At 68.7% G+C, this 15,511-nt stretch carries 13 protein-coding genes; 7 read left to right on the top strand and 6 right to left on the bottom strand.

Features of this window, described 5'->3' with window-relative positions; genetic code table 11:
- Positions 1–172 precede the first annotated feature (172 nt).
- The 4 genes from ACIBJH_RS42100 to cseC all read left to right on the top strand — a co-directional run bounded on the left by ACIBJH_RS42100 (position 173) and on the right by cseC (position 3,653).
- The gene (locus tag ACIBJH_RS42100; protein WP_019064956.1) at positions 173–712 is read left to right on the top strand and encodes a SigE family RNA polymerase sigma factor; all 540 of its coding nucleotides are present in this window, start codon (positions 173–175) and stop codon (positions 710–712) included.
- Positions 700–1,389 (top strand): hypothetical protein, encoded by a 690-nt coding sequence (locus ACIBJH_RS42095; protein WP_399122236.1) that lies wholly within the window; start codon positions 700–702, stop codon positions 1,387–1,389. The genes ACIBJH_RS42100 and ACIBJH_RS42095 overlap by 13 nt, the downstream gene beginning before the upstream one ends.
- 207 nt (positions 1,390–1,596) lie before the next feature.
- On the top strand, positions 1,597–2,301 hold the full coding sequence (cseB, locus tag ACIBJH_RS42090) for a two-component system response regulator CseB (RefSeq protein ID WP_399122235.1): 705 nt from the start codon (positions 1,597–1,599) through the stop codon (positions 2,299–2,301).
- 8 nt (positions 2,302–2,309) lie between these two features.
- Positions 2,310–3,653 (top strand): two-component system sensor histidine kinase CseC, encoded by a 1,344-nt coding sequence (cseC, locus tag ACIBJH_RS42085; protein ID WP_399122234.1) that lies wholly within the window; start codon positions 2,310–2,312, stop codon positions 3,651–3,653.
- Positions 3,654–3,707: 54 nt separating this feature from the next.
- Here cseC and ACIBJH_RS42080 read toward each other — a convergent pair whose 3' ends face one another.
- From ACIBJH_RS42080 to ACIBJH_RS42065, 4 genes are all read right to left on the bottom strand, one after another.
- Entirely contained in the window at positions 3,708–4,565 is an 858-nt protein-coding gene (locus ACIBJH_RS42080) for a class I SAM-dependent methyltransferase (RefSeq protein ID WP_399122233.1), read from the bottom strand.
- On the bottom strand, positions 4,562–4,996 hold the full coding sequence (locus ACIBJH_RS42075; protein WP_399122232.1) for a VOC family protein: 435 nt from the start codon (positions 4,994–4,996) through the stop codon (positions 4,562–4,564). The genes ACIBJH_RS42080 and ACIBJH_RS42075 overlap by 4 nt, the downstream gene beginning before the upstream one ends.
- Positions 4,993–5,484, bottom strand: a complete 492-nt coding sequence (locus tag ACIBJH_RS42070; protein ID WP_399122261.1) for a helix-turn-helix transcriptional regulator — start codon at positions 5,482–5,484, stop codon at positions 4,993–4,995. The genes ACIBJH_RS42075 and ACIBJH_RS42070 overlap by 4 nt, the downstream gene beginning before the upstream one ends.
- Positions 5,485–5,719: 235 nt before the next feature.
- Positions 5,720–7,312, bottom strand: a complete 1,593-nt coding sequence (locus ACIBJH_RS42065; protein ID WP_399122231.1) for an MDR family MFS transporter — start codon at positions 7,310–7,312, stop codon at positions 5,720–5,722.
- A gap of 128 nt (positions 7,313–7,440) precedes the next feature.
- Between ACIBJH_RS42065 and ACIBJH_RS42060 the strand changes: the two genes are divergently transcribed.
- Positions 7,441–8,049, top strand: coding sequence for a TetR/AcrR family transcriptional regulator (locus ACIBJH_RS42060; RefSeq protein ID WP_399122230.1), 609 nt, complete (start codon positions 7,441–7,443; stop codon positions 8,047–8,049).
- Here the strand turns inward: ACIBJH_RS42060 and ACIBJH_RS42055 are convergent.
- Positions 8,046–8,627, bottom strand: coding sequence for a M23 family metallopeptidase (locus ACIBJH_RS42055; RefSeq protein ID WP_399122229.1), 582 nt, complete (start codon positions 8,625–8,627; stop codon positions 8,046–8,048). The genes ACIBJH_RS42060 and ACIBJH_RS42055 overlap by 4 nt on opposite strands.
- A gap of 443 nt (positions 8,628–9,070) precedes the next feature.
- On the opposite strand from ACIBJH_RS42055, the gene ACIBJH_RS42050 reads away from it, so the two are divergent.
- Together ACIBJH_RS42050 and ACIBJH_RS42045 are read left to right on the top strand one after the other, a co-directional pair.
- A complete protein-coding gene (locus ACIBJH_RS42050) occupies positions 9,071–9,676 on the top strand; it encodes an HAD family acid phosphatase (protein ID WP_399122228.1) in 606 nt (201 codons plus the stop codon).
- A gap of 47 nt (positions 9,677–9,723) precedes the next feature.
- Positions 9,724–12,753 carry an NACHT domain-containing protein gene (locus ACIBJH_RS42045; protein WP_399122227.1) on the top strand — a complete coding sequence of 1,010 codons (3,030 nt, stop codon included), beginning with the start codon at positions 9,724–9,726 and terminating at the stop codon, positions 12,751–12,753.
- Positions 12,754–12,829: 76 nt separating this feature from the next.
- On the opposite strand, the gene ACIBJH_RS42040 is transcribed toward ACIBJH_RS42045, so the two are convergent.
- Positions 12,830–15,358: an ATP-dependent Clp protease ATP-binding subunit gene (locus tag ACIBJH_RS42040; RefSeq protein ID WP_399122226.1), complete on the bottom strand. Its 2,529-nt coding sequence runs from the start codon at positions 15,356–15,358 to the stop codon at positions 12,830–12,832.
- Between the last annotated feature and the right edge of the window lie 153 nt (positions 15,359–15,511).

The raw sequence follows: 15,511 nt of genomic DNA, 5'->3' as shown, positions 1-15,511 counted from the left end.
GAACCTACTTCCGTTACACAACCGACGGACAGCCGAGCGCTCCCCGCAGGCTGCTCCGCACAGTGCCGTGACAACCCCTCCGTAGCTTCATTCCTGTGCCGCAGACCGGCGGGACGCAGCAAAGGACAACCGGCAGCAGGCGGGTCGGAAACGGGGATGGAGGCGGTTGATCATGGCGCAGGGCGAGGTGCTCGAATTCGAGGAGTACGTCCGCACCCGACAGGACGCGCTGCTGCGCAGCGCCCGCCGGCTGGTGCCGGACCCGGTCGACGCCCAGGACCTGCTGCAGACCGCGCTGGTACGGACGTACGGCCGCTGGGAGACCATCGAGGACAAGCGCCTCGCGGACGCCTATCTGCGCCGCGTCATGATCAACACCCGCACGGAGTGGTGGCGGGCCCGCAAGCTCGAAGAGGTCCCCACCGAGCAGCTCCCGGACGCGAGCGTCGACGACGCGACCGAACAGCACGCGGATCGGGCGCTTCTTATGGACATCATGAAAGTTCTCGCTCCGAAACAGCGCAGTGTTGTCGTCCTGCGACACTGGGAGCAGATGTCCACCGAAGAGACGGCCGCCGCCCTCGGCATGTCGGCCGGTACGGTCAAGAGCACGCTGCACCGGGCGCTCGCCCGGCTCCGGGAGGAGCTGGAAGCCCGCGATCTGGACGCACGCGCGCTGGAGCGTGAGGAGCGGGAGCGTTGCGCGGCCTGAGCGACGACACCCCTGGGCCCGGGCTGAGCAGCGCCCCCGGGCCCCGCAGGGTGCGCGGAAGCTTCGAGGCGGCGGTCGCGGCGATGGCCGTGCTCGCCGCCCTCGCCCTTTTGGTGTCCGGCTGCGCGACCGGCGGCACCGGCGCCCGTGACGAGGGCCCGGCACACTCCGACTCGGTCGCGGGTGTCGCGGAGGCCAAGTCCCCCTCGCCCTCCGCGACCGTCGACGACCATGTGGACGCGGTCAAACTCGTCAAGGACGACCCGGAGGTCTCGGCGGCGGTCAAGCACGAGCTGAAACCGTGCGTCGCCGACGAGTACGCGGTCGACGTGTCCTACGGCGAGCTGACCGGCGGTACCGTCAACGACGTCGTCGTCAACGTGATGACCTGCGGCGACGCGGTCGGCATCGGCTCGTACGTGTACCGCGCGACGGGTGGGACGTACGAGAATGTCTTCAAGGCCGAGGAACCCCCGGTCTACGCGGAGATCGACCGCGGCGATCTGGTCGTCACCAAGCAGGTGTACGAGAAGGGCGACCCGGTGTCGAGTCCGTCGGGCGAGAACGTGATCACGTACCGCTGGACGTCGGGCCGCTTCGTCCAGGAGTACAGCACGCACAACGAGTACAGCAACGCGGTCGGGAGCGACGCGTCACCCGCGCCGAGCGGAAACTGAACGGAATCCGCGGCTCGAACCCGGCCTGGAACCGAACCGACCCGACCCGACCCGACCGAAACCGAGCGGAAACCGAGCGGAAACCGAGCGGAAACCGAGCGGCGGCGAACCGATCGGCCCCTCCGATCCGATCCTTCAGTGAACGCGGACGCCCCCTCGGGCGTCCCATGCTTGAGAACGACCCACACGAGGACTGAGAGCACCGGGATGGCAGACCAGACCCACGTCCTGTTCGTCGAGGACGACGACGTCATCCGTGAGGCCACCCAACTCGCCCTGGAGCGGGACGGCTTCGCGGTCACGGCGATGCCCGACGGGCTGTCGGGCCTGGAGGCGTTCCGGGCGAACCGCCCCGACATCGCGCTCCTGGACGTCATGGTCCCCGGCCTGGACGGCGTGAGCCTGTGCCGCCGTATCCGCGACGACTCGACGGTCCCGGTGATCATGCTGTCGGCGCGCGCCGACTCCATCGACGTGGTCCTCGGCCTGGAGGCAGGCGCGGACGACTACGTCACGAAGCCCTTCGACGGCGCCGTCCTGGTAGCCCGCATCCGCGCGGTTCTGCGCCGCTTCGGCCACGCGGGCGGCACCGACCGCACCGACGCGGACACGGCCCCGGTCGACGGCGGAGTGCTCACCTTCGGCGACCTGGAGATCGACACCGAGGGCATGGAGGTGCTCAAGGCCGGACAGCCGGTGGCGCTGACCCCGACCGAGATGCGCCTGCTCCTGGAGTTCTCCTCGGCACCGGGCACGGTCCTGTCCCGCGACAAGCTGCTGGAGCGGGTGTGGGACTACGGCTGGGGCGGTGACACCCGGGTCGTGGACGTCCATGTGCAGCGGCTGCGCACGAAGATCGGCCAGGACCGGATCGAGACGGTCCGCGGCTTCGGCTACAAGTTGAAGGCCTGAGCAGGGGTATGCGGGGGAATTCACGGCGCAGGGTCCCGTCGTTCATGGACAGAGCGGGCATCCGTACCGGCCTGAGATGGAAACTCAGCGCGGCCATCGCACTGGTCGGCACGCTGGTCGCGATCGCGCTCAGCCTGGTCGTGCACAACGCGGCCCGGGTCTCGATGCTGGACAACGCGCGCGACCTCGCGGACGAGCGGGTCCAGATCGCCCAGCGCAACTACGAGCTGTCCGGGCGGCCCAACTTCCCCAGCATCAAGATCGACGACCCGAGCCTGCCGCCGGCGCTGCGCCAGAAGGTCCTGGAGGGCCGCCGGGCGACCTATGTCACCGACCGGCCGCACGGCATCCCGGACATCTGGGCGGCCGTACCGCTCAAGGACGGCCATGTGATGTCGCTGCACACCGGGTTCACCGACCGCAGCACGGACATCCTCAAGGACCTCGACCAGGCCCTGGTCATCGGTTCGATCGCGGCGGTGCTCGGCGGCAGCGCGCTGGGTGTGCTGATCGGCGGCCAGCTCTCGCGCCGCCTGCGCAAGGCGGCCGTCGCGGCGAACCAGGTCGCGAAGGGCGAGACGGACGTACGGGTACGGGACGCGATCGGCGGAGTCGTACGGGACGAGACCGACGACCTCGCGCGCGCGGTGGACGCGATGACGGACGCGCTGCAACAGCGACTTGAGGCGGAACGGCGAGTCACCGCCGACATCGCACATGAACTGCGCACCCCGGTGACGGGCTTGCTGACCGCGGCCGAGTTGCTCCCACCCGGCCGCCCGACGGAACTCGTCCTGGACCGCGCCAAGGCGATGCGCACCCTGGTCGAGGACGTCCTGGAGGTCGCCCGTCTCGACGGGGCCTCCGAGCGGGCCGAGTTGCAGGACATCATGCTGGGCGACTTCGTGAGCCGAAGGGTGATCGCGAAGGACCCGGACGCGGTGGTGCACGTCGTCCACGAGTCGGCCGTCACCACCGACCCCCGCCGCCTGGAGCGCGTGCTGTTCAACCTGCTGGCCAACGCGGCGAGGCACGGCAAGCCGCCGATCGAGGTCTCGGTCGAGGGCCGGGTCATCCGGGTCCGCGACCACGGCCCCGGCTTCCCCGAGGAACTCCTCGCGGAGGGCCCGAGCCGCTTCCGCACCGGCAGCAAGGACCGCGCGGGCCACGGCCACGGCCTGGGCCTGACCATCGCGGCCGGCCAGGCCCGGGTCCTCGGCGCCCGCCTCACCTTCCGCAACGTCCGCCCCGCGGGCGCGCCGGACCACATCCCGGCGGAGGGCGCGGTCGCGGTGCTGTGGCTGCCGGAACACGCACCGACGAGTACGGGCAGCTATCCGATGCTGCCGTAGTTGTTCAGCCGTAGTTGTTCAAAGGGTTGAGCGGTCGGCCCCCTGAACGAGGGCTCACGTGCCCGCCACCATCACCTCCTCCCCCCGAGACGGCCCCACCCCGTCCGTCCTCCCCCCGAAGTACCGCTCGGCGAGATCCGCGGCCGACACATACCGCACCTCCCGGAACCCGCACTCCCGCCCCAGCGCCAGCACCTGCTCCGGCGTGAAGAAGCTCAGGAACGGCGTGCCCGCCGCACGAGCCCCCCGCACCGCGACCTCCAACTGCGCGCGCTGCTCCGGCTCCACGTCCTCGACGGGCCGTAGGAAGGTGGTCACCAGGGTGGAGCCGGGGGCGAGCCCGGCGACGAGTCGGAACAAGGTGGTGATCGCGTCCGGGGTGAGGTACATGACGACCCCGGTCGCGGCCACCACAGCGGGCCGCCCGAAGTCGAACCCGGCGGCGGCCAGTTGCCCCCACCAGTCGCCCTCGAAGTCCACCGGCACGAACCGCAGCCAGTCCGGCACGTCGTACCCGAGCTCCGCCAGCCGCCGCCGCTTCCAGGCCTGGGTGCCGGGCCGTTCGACCTCGAACACCCTTAGTCTCGCGCCCAGTTCGGGCCGCCGCTGGGCGAAGGTGTCCAGCCCGGCACCGAGCACGACGTACTGATCCACGCCTTCCGCGACCTGCTCCTCCACCACGTCCTCGACGAACCGCGCCCGCGCCACGATGGACGCGCGGATCCGACGCGTGGCCTCGACGTCCATGTCGGGCCGCTCTCGCCAGTCGTCCCCGGGTCCCACGAGCCGCAGCCCGACCTCGTCCTCGATGACATACGGCGGAGCGTCGGCTCGGACATGCAGGGCCCTCCACAACGCGACCCGCACCGCCGTGTGATCCGGCTCGACCTCCGCCACCGGTCCCCCGCTCACGCGAAGTCCTTGGAGAAGTCCAGCTCCTCGCGGCGCTCGGTCAGCGAGTACCAGTTGCCGCTGTCGTCACGGAAGATCGCCTCGACGCCGTACGGCCGCTCCGCCGGCTCCTGGATGAACTCGACCCCGCGCGCCTTGAAGGTCGCGTAGTCACCGCGGCAGTCGTCCGTACGGAACGCACCCGCCCCCAACACCCCTTTACCGACCAGATTCTTCAACGCCTCGGCGGACTCTGGGTCGAGCCCTGGCCCATCCAGGCTCATCAGCGCAAGCTCGACGCCCGGCTGGTTCTTGGCACCGACGGTGACCCACTTCATGTCCCCCATCGAGATGTCGTCCCGGACCTCGAAGTCCAGTTTCTCGGTGAAGAAGGCCTTGGTGCGCTGCTGGTCGAAGGTCCACACGGTGGTGATGCCCAGCCCTTGGATCATGGCTCCGCTCTCCTGTCGGACGAGGTGGAAATCGAGGTGGCTTCCTGTTCCTGTCCCTCTTCCTCACCGTAGGCAGGACGGGCAGCGGCACGCTTCTTCAAAGTTGCGGAGGGAAAACCGCCGGCCCAGAGCATCGCGTAGCACCCCGGAATGAGGGCGGCCCCGCGCCCCACGTGCTCACTCCGGTACTCACTCGGGGTCAGCCCGGTCCGCGCCTTGAACCGGGCCGAGAAGGTACCGAGGCTGCTGAAGCCGACGAGATGGCAGATCTCCGTGACCGAGAGGTCGGCGCTGCGGAGCATCTCCTCGGCCCGCTCGATACGGCGATGGGTCAGATACTGGCCCGGCGTCTCGCCGTAGGCCTCCTTGAAGGCCCGGATGAAGTGGTACCGCGAATATCCGGCATACGCGGCCACCGCACCCAGGTCGAGCCCCGGCTCGGCCCAGTCACGGTCCATGGCGTCCTTGGCCAGCCGCAACTGCCGCATTTTGTCCATGAGCCCGATGGTGACACGCCCCACTGACAACAACCCAGGCCAGCCGAAATCAGCCCGTCCGGCGTTTGAGGACGAGGCCGTCCAGGCCGAAGCGGGGGTCTGGGGGCGGCAGCCCCCAGGGACGGGACGGGTAGGGGCGGCGGGGGCGAGAAAACAAAACGAAGGCCCCCCGGGGCGGACACCGACCGGGGGACCTTCAGCTCACTGCCGCCGAACTCAGCCGAACTCAGACCGCCTCGACGATCGACACCGGCGCCGCACTCTCCGCACCCTCGCCAGACTTGGGCGCAGCCGACCCCGCCCCCTTCAGCGGAACCTCCTTCACGAACACCGCCGCCACCAGCGCGACCACCGCGACCACGGCCCCCAGCAGGAACGCGGAGTGGACACCGGCCGACACCGCGTGCTGGTACGCCTCACGAGCCACCGCCGGCAGCTTCGCCAGGCTCTTCGCGTTCAGCGTCGCGGAGTTCTCGGTGATCTTGGAGCCCAGCGTCCCGGCCCGCTGGGCCATGACGTCCTGGACCCGGTTGTTGAACAGCGCACCCATGATGGCGACACCGAACGACGAGCCGAGCGTCCGGGACAGCGTGCTCGTGGAGGACGCGACGCCCATGTCCTTCATCTCGACGCTGTTCTGTGCGACCAGCATGGTGATCTGCATCAGGCAGCCCATGCCGAGCCCGACGACGGCCATGTACACGCCGGACATGAACCGGGTCGTGTCGACGTCCATCGTGGACAGCAGGTACAGACCGACGCCCATCAGGATGCTGCCGGCGACCGGGAACACCTTGTAGCGGCCGGTGTTGGTGGTCACCCGCCCCGCGACCATGGAGGTCACGAGCATCGCGCCGAGCATCGGCAGGAGCAGCAGACCGGAGTTGGTCGCGGACGCGCCCTGCACGGACTGCTGGTAGAGCGGCAGGAACAGGGTCGCGCCGAACATCACGAAGCCGGTGATGAAGCCGATGACTGCCATGAGGGTGAAGTTGCGGCTGCGGAAGATGTGCAGCGGTACGACCGGCTCGGTGGCCTTGGTCTGCCAGAACACGAACCCGACGAGCGCGGCCACACCGAGCGCGATCAGCTCCATGATCCGCACGGAGGTCCAGGCGTACTGCGAACCGCCCCACGTGGTGACGAGCACGATGGAGGTGATGCCGACGGTGAGCAGCGCCGCACCCAGGTAGTCGATCCGCGCCTGCGAGCGCTTCTTCGGCAGATGCAGTACGGCACTGATCGCGGCCAGCGCGATGACGCCCAGCGGCAGGTTGATGTAGAAGGACCAGCGCCAGCCCCAGTTGTCGGTGATGGTGCCGCCGACGAGCGGTCCGCCGATCATCGCGAGCGCCATGACGCCGGCCATCATGCCCTGGTACTTGCCCCGCTCACGCGGCGGGATGAGGTCGCCGATGATCGCCATGACGCCGACCATGAGACCGCCGGCGCCGAGACCCTGGATGGCGCGGAAGCCGATGAGCTGGCCCATGTTCTGTGCCATGCCGCTGAGCGCGGAGCCGGCCAGGAAGATCACGATCGAGGTCATGAAGGCGCCCTTGCGCCCGTACATGTCACCGAGCTTGCCCCACAGGGGAGTCGAGCTGGCGGTGGCGAGCGTGTACGCGGTCACGACCCACGACAGGTGCTCCAGCCCGCCCAGCTCACCGACGATCGTCGGCATCGCCGTGCCCACGATCATGTTGTCGAGCATCGCGAGCATCATGGTGATCATCAGAGCGAGCAGGACGACCCGCACGCTCCTGGGTTGTTTCTCGGTCTCCGCCGGCGCGGCGTCGGCCGTCTTCGTGTCCGCCATCTTTCCCACTCCCCTTGGTACTGCTACCGTCCGGCCACTTACTTGCCGCCCGGCTAGTTGACTACACTCAGGGAAAGTAGACCCGTAACTAGCCGGGCGTCAAGTAAGTTTGCTGGAGCACGAGACGGATGGGCGGCACCATGGACGGCACCAAGCGGCAACGTCGCGGAGACACCCGCCAGCGCATCCAGGACGTCGCGCTCGAACTCTTCGCCGAGCAGGGCTACGAGAAGACCTCGCTGCGCGAGATCGCCGAGCACCTGGACGTCACGAAGGCGGCGCTCTACTACCACTTCAAGACCAAGGAAGAGATCCTGGTCAGCATCTTCGAGGACCTCACGAAGCCGATCGAGGACCTGATCGAGTGGGGCCGCGACCAGCCGCACACCCTGGAGACCAAGCAGGAGATCGTACGGCGCTACGCCGTCGCGCTCGACGGCGCGACCCCGCTGTTCCGCTTCATGCAGGAGAACCAGGCGACCGTACGGGACCTGCGCATCGGCGAACGCTTCAAGGAGCGCATGCGCGGCCTGCGGGAGATCATGATCGACCCCGAGACGAGCCTGGTCGACCAGGTCCGCTCGCTCAGCGCGATCTTCACGCTGCACGCCGGCATGTTCGCCGTACAGGACCTCGATGGCGACCCCGAGGACAAGCGCAAGGCCGTCCTGGAGGTCGCCACCGACATGATCACGCAGGCCCACGCGGGCACGAAGCCCGCCGGGGACAAGTCCTAGACGGTCACACCCTTGCCGCGCAGGAACGCGACCGGGTCTATGGCCGAGCCGTAGTTGGCGGTCGTACGGATCTCGAAGTGCAGGTGCGGGCCGGTGGAGTTGCCGGTGTTGCCGGACAGGGCGATGTGCTGGCCGGTGCTGACGACCTGGCCGACCTTCACGTCGATGCGCGAGAGGTGGGCGTACTGCGAGTAGGTGCCGTTGCCGTGCTTGATGACGATGGCGTTGCCGTACGCGGCCCCGTCACCGGCACCGTTGCCGCCCGCCTTGACGACGGTGCCGCCGTGCGCGGCGACGACGTTGGTGCCGCTGGCCACGGCGAAGTCCTGCCCGCTGTGGGTGGACTGCCACAGGCCGCCGGCCTGGGCGAAGCTCGCGGACAGCGTGTACTTCTTCACCGGGTCGACCCAGGAGGCGGCGGTCTTCGCGCTGACCGTCTTCGGCGCCACGCCCGCGGTGGCGGCGCTCGCGACCCCGGTGCCCAGAACGGCGGTGGCTCCCAGTCCGACGGCCAGGACGGCCACCCGGGTGCGGAGCGGAGTCGTACGGGTGGAGCGGGAAGCGGAGCTCTGGAACATCGGAACCTCACGGGGGCGGGGACAGAAAAGCCACCCGGCGCACGGACGGCCACCGGATGACACGTCCATTGGTAACCCGCGCTCCCACGGACCCCCAAACACCCCTTCTACGACGGAAGCTAGTACTTCACCACAAAACTTCCGACTCCTTGACAGAGCACCCTTTCTCTATAAATCGCCCCCCTGATGGCAAAAACGCCCATCTGGTTCCATGCGAAAAGTCCTTTTTGCCCCGAAGGAGGCTTCCGACTACCCGCCCTAGTAGGGGTCGAATCGCCTGTGCGGCTTGTCACCGGCCGGGGCGCTCGCCGACCGCGGGAATGTGGCGCAGACCTCTATACACCTACCGTCCAGTAACCTTACGGTTCCCCTCACGCCACCCGCGCCCGCGATCATGCCTTCCGCACCGGCACCGCACCGACGTGAGAGGAACCCCCACCACCATGACGAGACGCCGCCCCTGGGCCCGCCGTACCGCCACCGTCGCCGTATCCGCGATCGCCCTCGCGGCGCTGACCGTCCCCGCGGAAGCCGCGACGACGAGCACCACCGCGGCCGTCGACTACACCACCTGGCAGCAGGACTGCCAGACGGTCATGAACCAGGCCCTGCCCTACCTGAAGCAGCGCATCGCGGCGACCAAGCCCGGTGAGAAGCAGGCGATCGTCTTCGACATCGACAACACCACCCTGGAGACCGACTTCGGCTTCAGCTGGCCCCAGCCGGCCAACAAGCCGGTGCTCGCGGTCGCCAAGTACGCCCAGGAGCACGGCGTTTCGCTGTTCTTCGTCACGGCCCGCCCCGGCATCATCTACCTGCCGACCGAGTACAACCTCGAACACGACGGCTACGACGTCGACGGCCTCTACGTCCGCGGCCTCCTCGACCTCTTCAAGGACGTCGCCGCCTACAAGACCGCCCAGCGCGCCGACATCGAGTCCAAGGGCTACACGATCATCGCGAACATCGGCAACAGCGCCACCGACCTGTCGGGCGGCCACGCCGAGAAGACCTTCAAACTGCCCGACTACGACGGCCAGTTGTCGTAACCGGTTAGGCTCCGACCGTTCGCGCGACGACGGGGGTGGGGCGGCCGATGGAGCCTGCGGTACTCGGTGGGAAACTGGCGTCAGGCCTGATCACACCGCTGCTGAAGAAGCTGTTCGTCCCCGAAGGGGCGGGCGCGGGCCTGGTCGACAGGCCGGTCCGGCTGTCGCACCTCGTCTCCTTCAAAGGCGAGAAACGCACGCTGACGGAGAAGGACGTCCACAAGCTCGCCGACCGCCTGGTCGCGCGAGCGGTGGACTCCCCCGGTGAAGCGCCCTTCCCGCCCGACGAACAGACCGCGGTGGCCGACGCGTTGGCCCGCCGCCTGCTCGCCCTCGGCGACCTGGACATGGACGACGTACAGGCCGTGCGCCTCGGACACCGAGAGCTGGCACGGCAGTTGGCGTACGGCACCCCGGTCCCCGCCGGACTGTCCACCGATGCACGCTACTTCCTCGGCAACGCCACCGAGTGGGCCTGCCTGCAGATCCTGGAGTTCTTCACCCGCCGCTCCACGTTCGTCGCCCGCACCCTCGTCGAGCAGACCCGCGCCCAGGCCGAACTGATCGCCCGCGTCGACGAGTTGATCGCCCGCACCCCACGCCCCGGCACCCGCGACCGCGCCTTCGAACGCCACTACCTCTCCCACGTCGCCGAACGCCACAACCACATCACCATCTACGGCATCGATCTGCGCGACTCCCCGGACCGCTGGCCCCTCGAAGTGGCGTACCTCAGCCTGGAGGCGACCGAGGAACACCCCCAGTCCGAGGAGCACCCCGGCGCCCGCTACGACCGCCAACTCCCCGCAGAGGAAGCCCTGTCGACCCACGACCGGGTCCTGCTGCGCGGTGACGCGGGCTCCGGCAAGACGACCCTGGTGCAGTGGCTCGCGGTGACCGCGGCGAGGGACGGCGACCGTGTCCCCTACGTCCTCTCCCTGCGCACCCTCGTCCGAGCCGGCCGACTCCCCTCCCCCGCGGCCTTCCTGACCGCGACCGACTGCCCCCACTCCCCGCCCGAGGGCTGGACCGAACGCGTCCTGACCGCCGGCCGGGGCCTGATCCTCGTCGACGGCCTGGACGAGATCCCCTCCGCCGACCGCCACCGCACCCGCGACTGGCTCCAGGCCCTGATCCGCGCCTTCCCGGGCAACCGCTGGCTCCTCACCTCCCGGCCCACGGCGGTACGCACCGGCTGGCTGGCCTCCGAGGGCTTCCGCGAACTGACCCTGGCCCCGATGCGCCGCCCGGAGGTCAGGACCTTCGTCCAACGCTGGCACAAGGCGGCCGAGGCCCCGGAGTACGAGGGCCCGCTCCTGGACTCCCTGCACACGAAACGGGACTTGGCCCGCCTCGCCACCAACCCCCTGATGTGCGGCCTGATCTGCGCCCTGCACCGCGAGCGGAGGGGCTATCTCCCCACCGGCCGCAAGGAGTTGTACGACGCGGCTCTGACCATGCTGCTCGCCCGCCGGGACCGGGAGCGGGGCATGGGGGCACTGGAGGGAGCGGAACTGGGCGAGGAGGCCCAGCTGGAGATCCTGCAACGCCTCGCGTACTCACTGGTGTTGAGCGGTCGCACGGAGATGGACGTCGAGACGGCCGAGGGCATCGTGGAGCGGTGCCTGCCGACGGTCGCGAGGCAGAGCGACGCCAGGACGGTACTGCGAGACCTACTGCTGAGAAGCGGCCTGCTGCGCCAACCCGCCGTTGGTGTCGTCGACTTCGTCCATCGCACCTTCCAGGACTATCTGGGCGCGCGGTACGCGGTGGAGGAGGGCCACCTGGACGTCCTCACCAGCCGTGCGGACGACAGTCAGTGGGAGGACGTCATCCGCATGGCGGTGGCCCACGCCCGGCCGCGCGAACGGGTCGTACTGCTGAGGCAGTTGCTGGCGCGGGACGAGCCCCGACTGACGCTGCTCGCACTGGCGTGCCTGGAGCATGCGACGGCGTTGGATCCGGGGGTGCGGGCGGAGGTCGAGGAGCGGGCGGCGGTGCTGATTCCGCCGCGCACGAGGGAGGACGCGCATACCCTGGCAGGCGCCGGACCGCTGGTCCTGGAACTGCTGCCGGGTCCGGAGGGGCTGACGGACGAGGAGGCACGGGCCGTCACGATCACCGCCTCGGTCCTGGGCACGGCGGAACCGGATGGCGCGCTGGCGGTGCTTCGACGCTTCCGCGACCATCGGTCCCTCGACGTGAGGCGGCAACTCGCGGGCACCTGGGACCGGTTCGGGACCCGGGAGTACGCGGTCGAGATCCTCGACCATCTCCCGCGGGACGATCTCTTCGTGGTCTGCGCATCGCCTGAGCATCTGGACGCGCTGCGGCTGATGCGCCCTTGGCACAGGCTGGCGATCTGTGGTTCGCCCACGTTGGGCGAGATCATCGATGCCGTCGGCGACCCGGGCACGGTCGAGGTCCTGAAACTCGAACGCAACGAGACACTGTCCGCCTTGGACAAGCTGATGGCCTTCCGGTCCCTGGGCGGGTTGTGGCTGAAGGACTGCCTCTATGCCGGTGATCTGCGCCGGTTGTCCGAACTGCCCCTCACAGAACTGACGTTCAACCACATCAGCGACCCGTTCGGCCTGCGAGCCCTGCGCGGACTCACCAGGCTCGCCCTGGACCAGCCGTTCGAGGGCGGACATCTGCACGACCACCTGCCCCCGGACGCGCCCCTTGAGTATCTGCACCTCGGCCGGGACACACAGGCATCCGTCGGCCTGAGCGGGCTGGGGGAATGGCCGACCCTCACCACCCTCAGCCTCGACAGGCTGGACGCTCCCCTGAGCGTCCGCGACTGGCGGGAAGTGAAACGCCTGCCGGCCCTGCGGAACCTCGTCCTGAGCGGGTCCCTCGACGGCTACGCCGTGGACGCCATGCCGGAACTGCCCTCCGTCGAGCACCTCCGGATGCCCACCCAGGGCGGAGTTCGCGAGCAACTCCGCACCCTCGCTTCCCGCCTCCCTGCCCTGCGCACGGTGACCATCAAGACGTACGGCAGAAAGGTCCCTCTCGGCCTCTACGCCGCCGTCTTCGCCACCGCCGAAGTATCCGACGACCGCCTCTGACCCCACCCCCGGACACACGAAAGGGGCCGGTGCCCGAAGGCACCGGCCCCTTTCCGAGTCGTAAAGCCCTGAAGCCTTACGCCTCCTTGCTCAGATTCGGACCGGCCCCACCCGCGGCCGCGTCCTCGATCGGCGGGACGTCGGGCAGTGCCGACTTCTCCTCACCCCGGAAGGTGAAGGTCTTGGCCTCGCCCTCGCCCTCCGTGTCGACGACCACGATGTGACCGGGACGCAGCTCGCCGAAGAGGATCTTCTCCGAGAGCGTGTCCTCGATCTCGCGCTGGATCGTGCGCCGTAGCGGACGCGCGCCCAGGACGGGGTCGTAACCCTTCTTGGACAGCAGCTCCTTGGCGGACTGGGAGAGCTCGATGCCCATGTCCCGGTCCTTGAGGCGCTCGTCCACCTTGCCGATCATCAGGTCGACGATCTGGAGGATGTCCTCCTGGGTGAGCTGCGGGAAGACGACGACGTCGTCCACGCGGTTGAGGAACTCGGGGCGGAAGTGCTGCTTGAGCTCGTCCGAGACCTTGTTCTTCATGCGCTCGTAGTTGGACTTCGTGTCACCCGTGGCCGCGAAGCCCAGGTTGAAGCCCTTGGAGATGTCCCGCGTGCCGAGGTTGGTCGTCATGATGATGACCGTGTTCTTGAAGTCCACGACCCGGCCCTGGGAGTCGGTCAGGCGACCGTCCTCCAGGATCTGCAGCAGCGAGTTGAAGATGTCCGGGTGGGCCTTCTCGACCTCGTCGAAGAGGACGACCGAGAACGGCTTGCGGCGGACCTTCTCCGTCAGCTGGCCGCCCTCCTCGTAGCCCACGTATCCGGGGGGCGAACCGAAGAGCCGCGACACCGTGTGCTTCTCGCTGAACTCCGACATGTCGAGGGAGATCAGCGCGTCCTCGTCACCGAAGAGGAACTCGGCGAGCGCCTTGGACAGCTCCGTCTTACCGACACCGGACGGGCCGGCGAAGATGAACGAACCACCGGGACGCTTCGGGTCCTTGAGGCCCGCACGCGTACGACGGATCGCCTTCGAGAGCGCCTTGACGGCGTCCTTCTGGCCGATGACCCGCTTGTGGAGCTCGTCCTCCATGCGCAGCAGACGCGAGGACTCTTCCTCGGTGAGCTTGAAGACCGGGATGCCGGTGGCGGTCGCGAGGACCTCGGCGATCAGCTCGCCGTCGACCTCGGCGACGACGTCCATGTCGCCGGCCTTCCACTCCTTCTCCCGCTTGGCCTTGGCGGCCAGGAGCTGCTTCTCCTTGTCGCGGAGGGAGGCGGCCTTCTCGAAGTCCTGCGAGTCGATCGCGGACTCCTTGTCGCGGCGCACGCCGGCGATCTTCTCGTCGAACTCGCGCAGGTCCGGCGGCGCGGTCATCCGGCGGATGCGCATCCGGGAACCGGCCTCGTCGATCAGGTCGATCGCCTTGTCCGGCAGGAAGCGGTCCGAGATGTACCGGTCGGCCAGCGTGGCGGCCTGCACGAGCGCCTCGTCCGTGATGGAGACACGGTGGTGGGCCTCGTAGCGGTCGCGCAGACCCTTGAGGATCTCGATGGTGTGCGGCAGGGACGGCTCCGCGACCTGGATGGGCTGGAAGCGGCGCTCAAGGGCCGCGTCCTTCTCCAGGTGCTTGCGGTACTCGTCCAGGGTGGTGGCGCCGATGGTCTGGAGCTCACCGCGGGCCAGCATCGGCTTCAGGATCGAAGCGGCGTCGATGGCGCCCTCGGCGGCACCCGCACCGACCAGCGTGTGCAGCTCGTCGATGAACAGGATGATGTCGCCGCGGGTGCGGATCTCCTTGAGGACCTTCTTCAGGCGCTCCTCGAAGTCACCGCGGTAGCGGGAGCCGGCGACCAGCGCGCCGAGGTCCAGGGTGTAGAGGTGCTTGTCCTTGAGGGTCTCGGGCACCTCGCCCTTGACGATGGCCTGGGCGAGGCCCTCGACGACGGCGGTCTTGCCGACGCCGGGCTCACCGATCAGGACCGGGTTGTTCTTCGTACGGCGGGACAGCACCTGCATGACCCGCTCGATCTCCTTCTCGCGCCCGATGACCGGGTCGAGCTTGGACTCACGAGCGGCCTGGGTGAGGTTCCGGCCGAACTGGTCGAGGACCAGGGACGTCGAGGGGGTGCCCTCCGCAGGGCCGCCGGCGGTGGCGGTCTCCTTGCCCTGGTAACCGGAGAGCAGCTGGATCACCTGCTGCCGCACACGGTTGAGATCAGCGCCCAGCTTGACCAGGACCTGGGCGGCGACGCCCTCGCCCTCACGGATCAGGCCGAGCAGGATGTGCTCCGTGCCGATGTAGTTGTGGCCCAGCTGAAGGGCCTCGCGGAGCGACAGCTCCAGGACCTTCTTGGCACGGGGAGTGAAGGGGATGTGACCGGACGGCGCCTGCTGGCCCTGTCCGATGATCTCCTCAACCTGCTGGCGGACCGCCTCAAGCGAAATGCCGAGGCTCTCCAGGGCCTTTGCGGCGACACCCTCACCCTCGTGGATGAGACCCAGGAGGATGTGCTCGGTGCCGATGTAGTTGTGGTTGAGCATCCGGGCTTCTTCCTGAGCCAGGACGACAACCCGCCGCGCGCGGTCGGTGAACCTCTCGAACATCGTTAATCGCTCCTCAGAGCGGTCAGGCAGTAAGGGGACGCTCCCCTCCCTGTCCTTCCGCAGCTTAGTCCCGCAAGCGGGGACCGCTCATTCCAACTGCCGACACCGGACCGAGAACCAACACTGCCTCCTGAACCGTAACGCCGACATCTG

The organism is Streptomyces sp. NPDC050548 (assembly GCF_044457385.1).
GTDB lineage: Bacteria > Actinomycetota > Actinomycetes > Streptomycetales > Streptomycetaceae > Streptomyces.
The sequence above is the reverse complement of the archived record's forward strand: the minus strand, read 5'-3'. Positions and strand labels throughout refer to the sequence as shown.